Genomic DNA, 14854 nt, shown 5'->3' on the forward strand with positions numbered 1-14854 from the left:
ATTAAATTTTCTATGAAATATAACATTAACGGCATTGAGCTGCAGGTGCAGTCAGCCGGCAACGGTTCCGTGTCCATACTTTTTCTGCATTATTACGGCGGATCGTCCCGTACATGGACGGAGGTGATCGATATATTGCAGGATGCGTATCATTGTATCAGCTATGATCTTCGCGGCTGGGGGCAGTCGGATAAACCTGAAACGGGCTATAGTATTGAGAGCCTGGCTAATGATGCTGTCGCACTCATTCAACAGTTACAGCTACAACGATTTATCCTGGCAGGGCATTCTATGGGCGGAAAAGTAGCGCAGTTGCTGGCATCCAGGCAATTGCCGGGGTTGGAAAAGCTAATACTCGTAGCCCCCTCTCCTCCAGTGCCTACCATATTACCCGCGGCAGAAAAAGCATTTTTATTACATGCTTACGACAACCGTGAAAACATTCAACTGGCGCTGGATAATGCGCTCACAGCAACTCCGCTGCCACCGCACATCCTGGAAAGAACCATTGCAGATAGTTTGCAACATTCGCCTGCATCGCAGGCCGGATGGCCCGAAATAGCCATGCCGGAAGATATTTCGAAAGCAGTACAGCATATAAATGTGCCTGTTTTAGTACTATCCGGTGAGCATGATAAAGTAGATCCGGTAACAAGATTGCAAAAGGAACTGTTACCTTTTATACCCAACGCCGTGATGGAGGTATTACCCGGCACAGGGCATTTATCTATGCTGGAAGCCCCCAGGCTGGTAGCCAACAGTATCCTTGCTTTTATATCCTGATTAATAAGAAGAAGCGGTAGGTATAAATATTTTACTTGCTCTCTGGCAAGAAGGAAATATCCATATAATATTTTTCAGGATTCTTCGGATCTATATAAACATCTATTTTTTTATCGTTGATAAAAGGAGTAGGATCAAACCGGACTAATTCACTATTATAGAAATGTAACTTATTAGTTGTATTATCCTGCCAGCTGCCAAGAATAAAATAATTTATTTCTCTTCCTTCAAAATCATTTACTACCACCTTTACAAAATCGGCAGCTACCGCTTTTCCGTTTTGCTTCAACCACTGCTCCGATGCGCTTTTCCTGGCACTGATGATAAAAAAAACACCCACAAACAAAATAAATGCTAACCCCATAGCAGCTACGGCAAAAGGACCTGCATACTCATCTGCGCCTCCTAGTTGTACATTATCCGGGTTGGTTTTATCATAATAAACGGGCACTTTCTCTCCTACCTTATAATCTGGTGGATAAGAGGAAACGGAAGATACATAAGTGTGTGAGGAACCGTCTGCAGCCAGATAACTTACTACCGGGGCATATGTTGAAAAAGTCTTCTGTTCCGCACCTTTGCCACTGGTGCTTTGTGACTCTTTCATTTCAATAACAGTACCTTCGGTTTGTGCAGCATTTGCCCGGAATTTTTTAGCACTGATATACATAAATCCACTAATGATGAGCAACAAAAAACCAAGCACTAAAAAGCCTTTTGCAACTAGTTTCAATGTTTTTTTATTCATCTTTCAGAGGGGTTTTATAACATACAATATAACATTATAAACTTACGTAATTTTCCCCATTGTTAATGAATCACGAAGGCTGCTTCATCACGTTGAGCACTGCTGCTTCATCCTGGTCAGGTTTTATTACACTGGCAGCTGCAAACCAGGATGTTGCCACTTCTCCTAACAGAGCCGGGCTTCCTGCACTGGTAGCAAGTGCCACACCATAAGCCGCATCCTTATGCCGCAACGATGTTGTAAAGGCTGGTTGCTCCGCAAAATTGCGTTCCGCCATACGGCGTGTATACCTTACCACTTGCGGACTGGCGGCTGCACTATTTTCTATGGCTGTTATAACCGTTTCCCGGTCCAGGCCAAGACTTTCTGCCAAGGCTAATCCTTCTGCCAATGCCGCAATTTGTACGGCGCCCATTAAATTGATCAGCAGCTTATAGGCAGTGCCGGTACCTACCGGCCCAAAATGCCGGATCACAGCAGACATAGATGTCAGCACCGGCCGTATACGTTCCAGATCAACCGGATCAGCGCCCACTAAAAGTGTAAGATTGCCTGCTGCTGCAGCTTCCGGCAAACCGGTAACGGGGCAGTCGATATAAATAAGATCGTGCTCTTTTGCCGTAGCAGCCAGCTTTGTTACATGCACCGCAGATATCGTAGAACATTCTATTACAAATGATCCGGGCTGCATATTTTCTAATGCTCCTGCTGCACCCAGCCATACCGCAGCTGAGGCGGCATCATCTGCTAACATAGCAATAACCACCGATGCTTCACGGGCCGCTGCTGCGGGACTATCCGACCATACAGCACCTGCTTGCAACAGAGAAGCAGCCTTAGCACGGCTACGGTTCCATACTGTTACGTGATAACCACGTGCAAGGAGACACGACGCAATGCCGTGCCCCATTCTACCAAGACCTAAAACAGCTATTGATTCCATAGATAATATATTACTCCCGATGCCTCTAAAAGGGGAAATGACATTACTGTTTAAAAAAATTAGTTTAAAAGATGATGATCAGCCGCACTTGTTTCCCTGATAAAAATAACTGCATCATATAATTCCTTAATGTCTTTTGTAGTATATGAACCACGCTTTTTTTCTTCGGTATAACCTATTAATCTATGCTCCAGACCTCCAAAACCATCTGATGGAATATTATTCGTATAAAATAAAAAAACATCCGGCGTCATTTTATTCAATAATGCTTCCCAGGAATTTTTTGAAGGTATATTTAGTTTGTATGATGTGAAGATGTTATCCCTGTTGTCGAACCTGTCTTTTGTGGCACTATATGTACCCATAGCGGTGATGGTACCTATGTTATAATAATCAGCATGATCTTTTTTAATATAACCGCCCATTCCGCCTCCATTATCATCTCCAAATCCTGGTGCATAAGCTATATGGGCATTGTGCGCCCACACCAGCGCCTTCGTTTTGTTTATGTTAGCCACATGCAACACCATCTCGCTCATTAACTGATCCCTGGATAATACCTGTTGTTTATAGGATGGTTTATAAAAAGCATCTATGCCATGCAGGCAATTTAAAATACATTCTTCCGCTGTTTCACTTAAATGAATGTTATTAGTGACTACATACTCTTTTATCTGCCTGATTTTTTTATAAATATCAATAGCATTGATGACTGTGGCCATGGCATCATATTTAAACTGTCTATCGTTAATATGCTGCCACATAGAATCCTGGAAAGCGGCCTCATATTCAATACTGTCCGCTATCTGATCCAGTCTGGGTATCTGTAGGGTATTGATCTCCTTTCTGAAGATCTGTGTTGTTTTCTGAATAAATACAAAATCAATTCCTACAATATTAACCTTGACAGCAGCTGATAAATTATGCTTCCTCACCCAGGAGAGAAAATCCTTAAATTCAGTGGTCTGATATATGGAAAGCAGGTTATCTTTCATTATAAGAGAGATGTCTTCAGCCGGATCATTTATTCTTTTGTTGAGATAATAGGTGTCGCCATATGGGTTTTCAAGAAAAATAAGTTTATACCCCTTCTCTTCAACCAACATCTCAGTAAGTATGGCTCTAACCCGTGTAAACTCTTTTGTGCCGTGAGTACCTTCTCCCAGGCCAATAATACTTGCTCCTCCTATCGTATCTATAAATGGCTGTAAGCGTGACTTTAGCGGGAAAGTATCATTCACTGCTGTTAAGGATATAATTTTATCTGCCATCTTTGAGTCAACATGTGTACCCTGTGCCAGGGTTTGGGTAAAGGAACAGCATAAGAAAAAAAACACCTGGATTCTCATTATTTATTTTTTATGCTTAAATGTAATAATATTTACTATTACGCCCTAAAAATAGCAAAGTCGCATAAATCATATGATTTATGCGACTTTGCATATGTTGTACTCTCTTATCCGGACTACAATTATTAAACCACTTTCTTCGGAGGCAATGCAAAAGCTACTGCATCATGTTCAAAATGACCCTTGTGCGATCCATCGCAAAATGGTTTATTGGCGGAGAGTCCGCAGCGACAGATAGCCACTGTATCACGTCCTGCAAGGTCGTATGCATTACCGTTCCTGTCAACAATTTCAAAATCGCCTTCAATTTTAAGAGAGCCGTTGTTATTCACCGTAATTTTAGTAGAAGCCATGTATGTTTTTAATTTAGCCTGCAAAAATAGGAAAACTAAACCACCCCACGGGAGAAATATCTCACCCGCAGGCCAAAGCGCTCATCCCCAAATTACTGCATCCCGCTACTTTTGTTTTTATATTTGGGAGAGATGTTATTGTTTTGTTCCATCAATCACCCAACAACAGCCCTTGAAAAAGCATTTATCTATCTCCCTTTATTGGAAATGCCAGCTGATAGGCTGGTCTGTTGCCAGCTTGTACTGGGGCTACACCGGCCTGACCGGGCCAAATTTTAATTTACTGATTGGCATTTTCCACTTTATTGCGGATGTAACCATCAATATCCTGTTAACACATATCTATAGAAATTATGTGCTGCAGCAAAACTGGAATGCCTTAGGACCTAAAGCACTGGTATGGAAGATTATTCCTGCTATACTGATACTGGCCACTGCTTTTACGCTGACCGTCAACATCCGGTTTTATCTTTTTTATTGGTACCTGGCACCAGGGCCTAAAGATTCCTTCTGGCAATACCTGTTGGTATATGGGCCAAATACTTTTATCGGCGGTGTAAGATTGATGTCTATCTGGGTATTGGCTTATCATATGTATCAGTACGCACAACGCGAAATCAATACCACAAAAGAAAACGCGCGACTGGCAATAATAGCAAAGGAAGCGCAGTTAAGTAATTTATCTGCCCAACTCAATCCGCATTTCTTTTTTAATTCATTGAATAATATTAAGGCGCTGGTCATTGAAAATCCGGTATCTGCCCGAAGGGCGATTGATTTATTATCAGATTTATTACGCACAGCGCTCTATGGCAAAACAGATAAATTAATTGCAGTACAGGATGAACTGAGCCTGGTAAAGGATTACCTTGAACTGGAAAAACTACGGATGGAAGAACGGCTGCAGGTGCGTTTCTCAGTAGATATGCACCTGGTACAAACACGCATTCCACCTTTAAGCATTCAAACCCTGGTGGAAAATGCCATAAAACATGGCATTGATAAATGTAAAGATGGTGGCCTGATTGATGTACAGGTAACATCCTCCGATGGCCTCCTGAAAATTTGTGTAGAGAATCCGGGAATACTCAGCAAAACCACGCCTATGAACGGGTTAGGGCTTAAGAACCTCTCCGAAAGACTCCAATTGGAATTCAATAACAAAGCCACCCTGTCTATTGTACAGGTATCCGGAGAAAAAGTACTGACCACTATTTTAATTCCTGTCGCATGAAAAAGATCCAGGTAATTATCATCGACGATGAACGCTCCGCCCGTGAAGAAATTAAACGGGCACTTGCCCCCTATCCTGATTTTGAGGTAACCGGAGAAGCAAAAAATGCAGATGAAGCGAAAGAACTCATTGAGACAAAAAAGCCTGATCTGATTTTTTTAGATATACAGATGCCTGAAAAATCCGGGTTTGATCTTTTGGCATCACTGGAAGATGTGCCGGAAGTAATATTCACTACTGCTTATGATCAATATGCCCTACAGGCTTTTGATAACAATGCGCTGGACTACCTGATGAAACCTATACGGGAAGAGCGTTTCACCAGAGCTATAGAAAAAATCAGGAAACAGTTTACAGATAGGGCCACTACAGATCGCAGGATCTTCGTAAAAGACAGGGACCAATGCTTTTTTATTCCCCTCTCTGATATTTATTTAATTGAGTCCGTTGATAATTATGCCCGCTTATATTTTAATGAAAAAAAAGTATTGCTAAAAAGTTCGCTTAATCAATTAGAAGAAAAACTGGATGCTACTATCTTCTTCCGGATCAACAGAACACAGCTGATTAATGCCGGTTTCATTGCACAGATACATGCCATGCCGGGAGGCAAATTACAAATCAGTTTACAGCAAGGTATGCGCCTGGAAGTTTCCAGCCGGCAATCCGTGAAGTTTAAAAACTGGCATACCATATAAATTCATTTACCCACTTACTTTAAAATGCTACTCAGTATGAAAAAACTACTGTACCTGGCCTTGCTGTGCATTGTTGTCAATGATGATGCAAGGGGACAACAATTATTTTTTCCAAAAAATGAAGCCTTAACCGTGTCTATGCCGGCTTTGGCCACACAGGTAGCCACGCAGCTTAAAAAGGAAGGCGCCTGGCTCATTCCTGACGGCGACCAGGAATTTCATCTCACTAATTTAATGACAGCACAAATGGTGGCCGCACAATATACTGCTGCCATTAAAACGATCAGTGCCTGCCAGGATATTTATCGCGCGAGAAACCCTGATTATGCAGCTAAATTACTGATGCCTTATCAAACATTCTGTAAAGCAAAAATAAGGGCGGGAAGCATGCATGAACCCTTTGCACTGGCATTTAAAACCGTCTTCCTTGACGCCTTTCACCGTTTATCTGAAAAGGACAACTTTGATACCGACAGCAGGTTTCTGCAGCGTATAAGTACATTGGAAACTGAATTTAACAGCGCACTGGAAAAACAACATACCACAGACAGTATTCCGCTTGTTGCTGCTATCTTTCTTTGCTCAAAATATAATGCCCTGCAGGTATTTAAAACCATTGTACCACTGGCAAAGCCCCTACTGGCGGCAGAAGACCGGAAACATTATATCATACAGGGCAGTGTGCTGATCAAAACGCGGGATGGTGCATTTATTTCCGTAGTAGTAGTCAGAAAAAAAGCAATGACGCATGCTTTGCCTGTAGTGTTTGTATTTAACATCTATGCCAGGACCAGGGACATCTCCGATGCCCGTGAAGCCGCCGCAAATGGTTATGTAGGTGTAGTAGCCAACACCCGCGGAAAGCGGTTAAGTCCGGATGAAATAGTACCCTATGAGCACGACGGCAACGATGCCTATGATGTGATAGACTGGATCAGTAAACAACCCTGGTGCAACGGTAAAGTAGGCATGTACCAGGGGAGCTACTGCGGCTTTACCCAGTGGGCATCTACCAAACATGGTGTGCATCCTGCCCTGAAAACCATTGTGCCATCGGCGGCGGTAGTACCCGGCTACGATGTGCCCAAGATGAATAATGTGTTTATGAATTTTGTTTATTCGTGGATTCCTTACGTTACCAACAATAAATTTCTGGATGATGTTACTTACGATGATAATGCCAGATGGAATGATTTAAAGCAAAAATGGTTTGCTTCCGGTGCTGCGTATCGCTCCTTAGATAGTATTGACGGGCATCCCAATAAAATATTTCAGCGCTGGCTGGATCATCCTGCGTATGACGAATATTGGCAAAACATGACTGCTTATCAGCAGGATTTTGCGAACATCAATATACCCATCCTGTCTACCACCGGCTATTACGATGGAGCACAAGTTGGTGCGATGTATTATTTTAATCAGCATCATCAATATAATCAGCATGCTAATCACTATTTATTAATTGGTCCTTTTGATCATTTTGGCTCGCAGCGCCTGCCAACACCATATCTGAGAGGATATAAAATTGATGATGTTGCCAACATCAACATTCATGCAATTATTTATCAATGGTTTGATTATATATTGAGAGGTGGCACTAAACCCGCTATACTGAAAGACAAGATCAACTACCAGGTAATGGGCAGCAATGAATGGAAACATGCCCCATCGTTACAGCAAATGAATAATGATACCCTGACGTTTTATCTGAGTGATACCATATCCGGTATACATCATAGCCTCACCGGGCAAAAGCCCTCAAAGCAGCTGTTTTTTTCGCAAAAGGTTGATTTTGCGGACAGGTCCACCCAAAACAATTACGCCACCTCATCCCTTATAGACACAGCATTTGATGCCGGTAACGGGCTTTCGTTTATCAGTAAGCCGTTTCGTTCCTCATTTGAAATCAACGGATCTTTTTCAGGAGAGATAAAGATAGCGATCAATAAAAAAGACCTGGATTATAGTGTAGACCTGTATGAATTGATGCCGGATGGAAAATATTTCTTCCTGTCCTATTTCCTGGGGCGGGCCAGTTATGCCACAGACATCACCCAAAGACACTTATTACAACCCGGTGTTGTAACAGGCATCCCCTTTAGTAATACTTATTTTACAAGCCGGAAAATCAGTAAAGGGAGCAGATTAGTGATCGTATTAAATGCAAACAAACACCCGCACGACCAGATAAATTACGGTACAGGAAAGGATGTGAGCAGTGAAACCATAGCTGATGCACAGGTGCCGCTGGAGATAAAGTGGTATAACAATAGTTTTATTAAGATTCCCGTTTTTAAATATGATTTGGGTATTTATTAAAAAAAAATGGTACATTCAACATGCATTAAAATCACACTTTATGACACTTATATGGACGCTGATTATCGGCGGTATTGCTGGTTGGCTTGCCGGCAAAGTAATGCGCGGTGATGGGTTTGGTATTATAGTAGATATTCTCGTAGGTATTGTAGGTGGTTGGCTGGGTGGCTGGCTCTTTGGTATATTGGGCCTCCATTTTGGTAATGGAAAAATCGGAGAATTGATTGTTGCGTTTTTAGGAGCGGTAATCCTGATTTGGATTGTCCGGCTTGTTAAACGTGGTTAAGCTATTTTTTATCAATGCCGGAGCTGTTGAATAATGGCTCCGGCATTGATCTATAATTTACCAGCGCTTTAATTAAGCGTAATCTCTGGTAAATATTGTTATCTCCTTAAGTGAAGCTCCTCTGATTCTTTTGTGTGGCTTTCGTCACCATTCCCCCGGCTTGCCTGCCTCCAGCTGCATTCCCCACCAACATCATAAAAGCAGGTTTCCATCACATTTATAATCCACTACATCACATTTACCCATAGCAATCTTATAATAATTTCACCTTGGTGTAAACATCCATCCCATATGAACAAACATATTTTATTGGCATTCTTCCTAAGCCTTCCCTTTTTGGCAAATGCCCAATCTCCCAAGAACCTGGTTTCCTTCGGACAAGCGGATAGTGTTACCTCTGATATTTTAAAAGAGCAAAGACCTTTATGGGTGTACTCCCCTCCTGTTGATACCAGCATCTTTGCAAAGCCCGCCTACCCTGTGTTGTACGTGTTAGATGGTGATGCTCATTTTGCCTCTCTGATGACAATGATATTTCAATTAAGCGTTATTAACGGCAACACAGCATTGCCGCAAATGATTATAGTAGGCATTCCCAATACAAGCAGGAACCGCAGCAGGGATCTTACGCCCTTTAGCAATGCATCGGACAAGACTTCCGGTGGCGGTGAAAAATTCACAGCATTCCTGGAAAAAGAATTAATCCCTTATATCGACAACCATTATGCCACAGCGCCTTACAGGATATTTATAGGACATTCTCTCGGCGGCCTGCTGGTGGCCAATACGCTGATCAGCCACCCTGGTATATTTAATGCCTATGTTGCTATTGACCCCAGCCTGTGGTGGGATAATAGTCATCTCTTAAAAGAGGCTGATCACCAGCTGCAACAAAATAATTATAAAGGAAAAAGTTTCTTCCTGGCCATCGCCCATACCATGAATCCCGCTTTGGATACGGTGCAGATAAGAAAAGACACTGCATTAGGCTCCATACATACTACTGCTATCCTGCAATTATCGGAGCAATTAAAAAAGTATTCCGGCAATAATTTAAGATGGAAAAGTAAATATTATGAAGATGATGACCATAACTCTATACCATTGATTGCAGCATATGATGCGCTGCGGTTTATTTTTCATAATAACAGGTTTCCGACCTACCTGTATTTTGACAAAAACGGCAGTCCAGATTCCCTAAAAAAGCTTATCATAGCTCACTATCAGCAGCTATCACGAGAAATGGGATATACAGTACGTCCTTCAGAAATAGCCTTCAATCAATTTGGCTATATGCATCTTCAACAAAATAATTTCGATAAAGCACAAATGTTCTTTCAGCTGAATATTGATTATTTCCCGGAGAGCTTTAATACTTACGATAGCATGGGAGATTATTACATAGCGAGAAACGACCAGGCCAAGGCTATCGCTTATTGGGAGAAAGCGTTAGCCATCAAATATGTAATCTCCACCAAAGAAAAACTGGATAAAACAATTGCACAGAAAAAATAGGTACCCGCATTGGCCGGTACTTACCTGCATTCATTGTGTTATAAAAAAATCATTGTTCTTCCACTACTGACAGGATATTCCCGGCAGGGTCCGTAAACCAGGCTATAACGGGTCCTCCGCCGCGGAAAATACCTTTTTCATCTGTCTTCAACTCGCCCTCATATTGTAGAAATTTCACACCACGTTTGGTCAGCTCGTCTACCGTTTCTTCCACATTTTTCACCGGGAAATTTAAAGTGGTAAAAGTTGCCGGTGTATGATTGGGTTTGGAGTAGAGCAATATCCTGCCGCCTCCTGCCATCTGTAACGTTAACATGTACTCTTCCTCCACCACATCCAGTCCTAATGTTTGGTGGTAAAATTTTTTTGCCTGCTGCAGATCATTTACGGAAAAGCTGCTGAATGCCTTGGTTTGCTTGAACATAGCGCTGAAGTTTATTACGTGAAAAATAAATCCATATGGCTATCAGCTCAAATTTAGTTCCATTAAAACAATTGCAAAGGGGTATGTAACCACTCTTTTTCATGTGCATACCTGATAAAACATTTATTTATCCAGGTAAACCAACAAAAATACCACAGTCAGATATAACCAAAGCATGGAAAAGCTAACATGCACAACCGTTTCAAATAGTTTTCCTTTCCATAATTCCGGCGAATAAACAAAAAATTGAAATACCAAACGTATTCCCCAAAAAACAAAAAGACCCAATGATATTTGTCTGCCTAATTTGGTGAAGATGATGTCATGTGTACAACAAAGACAAAGCACTCCGATTAAAAACACCATCAATGCTACAAAAAATGTATGCACATACATCATCTGACTATTAATAAGACTTAATGGCTGCAATTCTTTTTTCCAGTTAAAATATTTCGGGAATACGATATGTATGATTGATAAAAATATTAAAACAACACCAATTATTTTAAGCTGTAATTCCATCACTTTTTAAGTATATAGGTAGAAACAAAAGGCGTTAATTTAAACACCTTATCAACTGACAATCCTGCATTAGTAAGGGTTTGCATCCATTTTCTTTTTGAAAGAAAATGTAAAAAACCAATATTATAGGCAACAAAATTATTGATATCTCTCAGATGTTCTACTAAAATTATTTGGCCATCGGCACGCAACGCATTCTTCAACTGTTGAAAAAAATGAACCCGTTCTTCATCGTTCCTTATTTCATGCGCAGAAAATATAAGGCAGATACAGTCTGCCGAATTTTCGTTTAACGGCACCTTGCTTGTGCTGATTACTTTTGTTGCCGGGAACGCCGGATATGCTTTGCGGGCCCTTTCAATAGAAACTTCCGTATGCCTGAGCGGATCATAGAAATCGAATACAAGCAGTTTGGCAGCAGGATATTTTTTTGCCAGTATGGCACTGGTTTCATCAAAACCTGCATGCATGTTTACTATATTTCCGGAAGACCTCCCATTTAAAACAGGCAACCAATTTAAACTATATAAGCCAGTATAATCATAAATATACCAGGATACAATTAAAGATACCACTGTACTTAAAAGGGTGAACAGTGCGACTATAGCTGCCGTCAGCTGCGAATAATAAGGAAGAAAACCTTTAACGGTAAAGAGCAGGATGATTGAGCAAAAGGCAATAACATAATACTGCCAATTAAATCGTATGATATTGGTAATTCCCTGAAAAGGTTTCCTGCTCAACGTTTCCATACTTCCGTTTTGCCTTTTTTCCAGTGATAGGGTATATTTTCAATAATAAAAGCATTGGCCAGTACTATTCCGTTCAATGCTTTTTGATTGATAAAACCGATGTGATGTTTTACCACTTCCACTGGCCGGGGTGTCCAGTTTTCCCTGACACCTTCAATGATTAATACCGTTCCTTTTTTTTCGTTGTAAGTGAATGTAAAAGGTAAAGGACCGGCAAACCGCCTTGCTTCTTTCCAGTCTTTAAAGGGGGAACCTTCCGGCAGGCTTACGTCGGACCGGTTAATATTCACTTCAATGGCAATGTCAGATTTTATAGAAGAGATAGTTACTTTGGCCTGATCAGTACGAAAATGAATATCCGTGCGGGTGTAGTTATAATGCGTAAAGATATTTCCTAACAAAGCCATTCTTCTTTTATCGGTTGCTGATTTCAGAATATATAGCCCTCTCAATTTTTTACCACTATTAGTAGTATATCTGACAAAAATCCTGCATCCTATCAAAAAAAAATCATTCCCCATAAACACCGAAAAGCCTTTTGGACGCAGATCTTTTGTTTGCACCAGTGCGATGGCAATAAAGGCCCACCGGTCATTAAAAACATCCGGTTCAAGGCAGGGAGGAAGCAGTTTTTCTATCTCCTCCTTTGGCACTGCATACGTGAGCACGAGTGAGCTTTCAAAAAAAGCCTCCACAGCAAAAGGATGATTTTTCAACGTTAGCATTACCAAAAAAGATTAAGCACGTAATGTGGATTTGTCATTGTTGAATGCATTAAAGTATATGACAACAATGAAAATGGCCGCTAAGATAACATTTACCCGGCCAAATAAAAGGAGGTCCGGCACGGCAAAAAATTCTATGATATTCATGGTCGCTACTAATACTATCTGCATCCAGGCACACCAACGGGGTTTAATCTTGCTCAGTATCCATATAAACATCCCTATTTCCAGCACCCCAATAATTTTAGTAGCTGCATAGGAATATTTAGCGCCAAGTATGCTGGCAAGCTGGCAACAATCATTTGATGTCTTGGAACCAGGTTTAATAGTTTACAAAACAAACCATTTATAAGCCAGACCAAAGCAATGGCTATGTTAATCGTTCTTTTTGAGAAAGGGTTGTTCATTTAATTAATTTAAAAACTGCAGCGGACCGGAAGACTGCAACCCGTTACCATCCAACAGGGATAAATACCACACTACCGCACCGGCTGGTGCTACAGGACAATTTATCTTATTGCTCTTTACCGATACCCGTATGCTTTCCCATTTCCTTTTTTCGGGAAGAGAGGTAGTGTCTGTTGTATAGTTTAAAAAAGATTGAACGCTATCGGATGCATTGCTGATACTGGCAGTTACCTGTCCGTTTGTTATACGGAAATCTTTTATTACAGGCAACGGAGGAGTATTATTAAACAGGTGGTTGATGAACGTAAAGATCTCATCATTTGCCCATCCATAATGGTGGCTGTGTTTCATGCCAACTTTGATACATAGGTACCTGTTGCGCACCAATGCGTAAGTATGGGCATACGCCGTTAACCAGAAATGCACGTCATTAGCGCCATTGATAAATAATACCGGCATGCCGGCTTTACCAATATAATTGGACGGGTCGTATTGTTTTATCCACGTTTCCTGGTTTTGAAGACTGATACCCGCTACCGCTTTCGCCATATTACCGCACTCCCATAAATATCCGCAGCCGTAAACCGGTACGGCGGCCTTGTAGCGGTTATCCAGACCGGCCATCATACAGGTAATGACTCCGCCCCAGCTGATACCGGTAATGGCTATACGGTTACTGTCTATTTCCGGAAATTGCCTGATCAGGTTATGCGCCAGTAAAACATTGGCAACGGCCTGGTATAGCCATTGGTCATGCAGGTCGGGGGTAACATCAAAATAGGGTGTTTGCCCGTTTGTTTCTTCCAATCCATTTTCCAGGTGTTTTCTTTCAGGGCCGTTTCCCCGAAGATCCATTGCAATGGCTGCATATCCTTTTTTTGCCCACATGAGGGCCCATTCTCTGAAGGCTGTCCCTCCACCTCCATGTACCAGTACCACTGCCGGGAGATGTTTATCCAGGGATCGGTTTCCGCTGATGGTACCCGGTGTGGCGTAATAAGCAAAAACAGATTGTGCATGTTGTTTATAAGGCAAACCCTGATAAATAATACCAATGGCAGAATCAACCGCCATTGTTTTAAAGGCGGGCGTTTCATCGATACCGGGAACATCCCAGATAGTTCCTTTTACGCCGGTTTGTGCAGTGGCGGTCTTAATCGTCAAAGCCTTTATAACAATGAATAGAAAAACACAGTGTTTAGTCATATAGAAAAGAAACCCTAATATAATACGTATTGCTGAAATCTTTATATGCAGTGTATTTTAGTTAATTTCGTTTCAATTATTTTTTTTAAGATTAAAAAACGGCCAACAGCATGGACATCAGGAAAATACACGAGCAGTTGAAAGCGGAAGGATTTACTCCTGAAAACACCACACCACCCGGAGGATCTTATGTATCTGTAAATATCCGGGCTAACATTGCCTATATAGCAATACAATTTCCGATAGCACAGGAACAATTCCTTTTTACAGGAAGGCTGGGGCAGGAACTAACCACGCAGGACGGGTACAAAGCTGCCAAACTCGCTGCCATGAATGTACTCGGGCAAATCAATAAATATGTGGGCTTTGATAAAATAACAGGATTAAATCATATTGATGTTTATTATCAGGCGGCGGGAAATTGGGATGACGGGCCCATTGTTGCCAATGGCGCGTCAGACTTGTTCCTCAATATCCCCGGAGATGCCGGGAAGCACTCCAGGGCAATATTCGGTGTTGATAAACTACCAAGAAACTTCAGTGTAGGGTTAACCACTTCATTTACTATTAAGGAAGATTAAAATTAGCA

At 41.5% G+C, this 14854-nt stretch carries 16 protein-coding genes; 7 read left to right on the top strand and 9 right to left on the bottom strand.

Going from position 1 to position 14854, the window contains the following annotated elements; translation table 11 throughout:
• The first annotated feature begins 12 nt into the window (after positions 1-12).
• Complete coding sequence (locus tag CLV51_RS25155) at positions 13-783, top strand: alpha/beta fold hydrolase (RefSeq protein WP_106530862.1); 771 nt, start codon at positions 13-15, stop codon at positions 781-783.
• Positions 784-814: 31 nt separating this feature from the next.
• Here the strand turns inward: CLV51_RS25155 and CLV51_RS25160 are convergent, their stop codons facing one another.
• From CLV51_RS25160 to CLV51_RS25175, 4 genes are all read right to left on the bottom strand, one after another.
• Positions 815-1531 (bottom strand): DUF3592 domain-containing protein, encoded by a 717-nt coding sequence (locus tag CLV51_RS25160; RefSeq protein ID WP_106530863.1) that lies wholly within the window; start codon positions 1529-1531, stop codon positions 815-817.
• Positions 1532-1601: 70 nt separating this feature from the next.
• Positions 1602-2474 (bottom strand): NAD(P)-dependent oxidoreductase, encoded by an 873-nt coding sequence (locus CLV51_RS25165; protein ID WP_106530864.1) that lies wholly within the window; start codon positions 2472-2474, stop codon positions 1602-1604.
• 59 nt (positions 2475-2533) lie between these two features.
• Positions 2534-3823, bottom strand: a complete 1290-nt coding sequence (locus CLV51_RS25170) for an erythromycin esterase family protein (protein WP_106530865.1) — start codon at positions 3821-3823, stop codon at positions 2534-2536.
• A gap of 125 nt (positions 3824-3948) precedes the next feature.
• Positions 3949-4176: a CDGSH iron-sulfur domain-containing protein gene (locus CLV51_RS25175; protein WP_106530866.1), complete on the bottom strand. Its 228-nt coding sequence runs from the start codon at positions 4174-4176 to the stop codon at positions 3949-3951.
• A 172-nt stretch (positions 4177-4348) separates the two neighbouring features.
• Between CLV51_RS25175 and CLV51_RS25180 the strand changes: the two genes are divergently transcribed.
• The 5 genes from CLV51_RS25180 to CLV51_RS25200 all read left to right on the top strand — a co-directional run bounded on the left by CLV51_RS25180 (position 4349) and on the right by CLV51_RS25200 (position 10228).
• A complete protein-coding gene (locus CLV51_RS25180) occupies positions 4349-5410 on the top strand; it encodes a sensor histidine kinase (protein ID WP_211302117.1) in 1062 nt (353 codons plus the stop codon).
• Positions 5407-6108 (top strand): LytR/AlgR family response regulator transcription factor, encoded by a 702-nt coding sequence (locus CLV51_RS25185; RefSeq protein ID WP_106530868.1) that lies wholly within the window; start codon positions 5407-5409, stop codon positions 6106-6108. The genes CLV51_RS25180 and CLV51_RS25185 overlap by 4 nt, the downstream gene beginning before the upstream one ends.
• Positions 6109-6144: 36 nt before the next feature.
• Complete coding sequence (locus CLV51_RS25190; RefSeq protein ID WP_211302118.1) at positions 6145-8427, top strand: CocE/NonD family hydrolase; 2283 nt, start codon at positions 6145-6147, stop codon at positions 8425-8427.
• A gap of 40 nt (positions 8428-8467) precedes the next feature.
• Positions 8468-8713 carry a GlsB/YeaQ/YmgE family stress response membrane protein gene (locus CLV51_RS25195; protein WP_106530924.1) on the top strand — a complete coding sequence of 82 codons (246 nt, stop codon included), beginning with the start codon at positions 8468-8470 and terminating at the stop codon, positions 8711-8713.
• A gap of 291 nt (positions 8714-9004) precedes the next feature.
• Positions 9005-10228: an alpha/beta hydrolase-fold protein gene (locus CLV51_RS25200; RefSeq protein ID WP_106530869.1), complete on the top strand. Its 1224-nt coding sequence runs from the start codon at positions 9005-9007 to the stop codon at positions 10226-10228.
• Between the two features lie 49 nt (positions 10229-10277).
• Here the strand turns inward: CLV51_RS25200 and CLV51_RS25205 are convergent, their stop codons facing one another.
• The 5 genes from CLV51_RS25205 to CLV51_RS25230 form a co-directional block, all read right to left on the bottom strand.
• The gene (locus CLV51_RS25205) at positions 10278-10652 is read right to left on the bottom strand and encodes a VOC family protein (RefSeq protein WP_106530870.1); all 375 of its coding nucleotides are present in this window, start codon (positions 10650-10652) and stop codon (positions 10278-10280) included.
• A gap of 521 nt (positions 10653-11173) precedes the next feature.
• The gene (locus CLV51_RS25215; RefSeq protein ID WP_106530872.1) at positions 11174-11926 is read right to left on the bottom strand and encodes a methyltransferase; all 753 of its coding nucleotides are present in this window, start codon (positions 11924-11926) and stop codon (positions 11174-11176) included.
• Positions 11914-12651: a DUF2071 domain-containing protein gene (locus CLV51_RS25220; protein ID WP_106530873.1), complete on the bottom strand. Its 738-nt coding sequence runs from the start codon at positions 12649-12651 to the stop codon at positions 11914-11916. Before CLV51_RS25220 ends, CLV51_RS25215 begins: the two co-directional genes overlap by 13 nt.
• A gap of 12 nt (positions 12652-12663) precedes the next feature.
• The gene (locus tag CLV51_RS29670) at positions 12664-12870 is read right to left on the bottom strand and encodes a hypothetical protein (RefSeq protein ID WP_425430500.1); all 207 of its coding nucleotides are present in this window, start codon (positions 12868-12870) and stop codon (positions 12664-12666) included.
• A gap of 192 nt (positions 12871-13062) precedes the next feature.
• Positions 13063-14265, bottom strand: a complete 1203-nt coding sequence (locus CLV51_RS25230; RefSeq protein ID WP_106530874.1) for an alpha/beta hydrolase family protein — start codon at positions 14263-14265, stop codon at positions 13063-13065.
• Positions 14266-14375: 110 nt separating this feature from the next.
• Between CLV51_RS25230 and CLV51_RS25235 the strand changes: the two genes are divergently transcribed.
• The gene (locus CLV51_RS25235) at positions 14376-14846 is read left to right on the top strand and encodes a RidA family protein (RefSeq protein ID WP_106530875.1); all 471 of its coding nucleotides are present in this window, start codon (positions 14376-14378) and stop codon (positions 14844-14846) included.
• Positions 14847-14854: the final 8 nt, after the last annotated feature.

It is taken from the genome of Chitinophaga niastensis (assembly GCF_003014755.1).
GTDB lineage: Bacteria > Bacteroidota > Bacteroidia > Chitinophagales > Chitinophagaceae > Chitinophaga > Chitinophaga niastensis.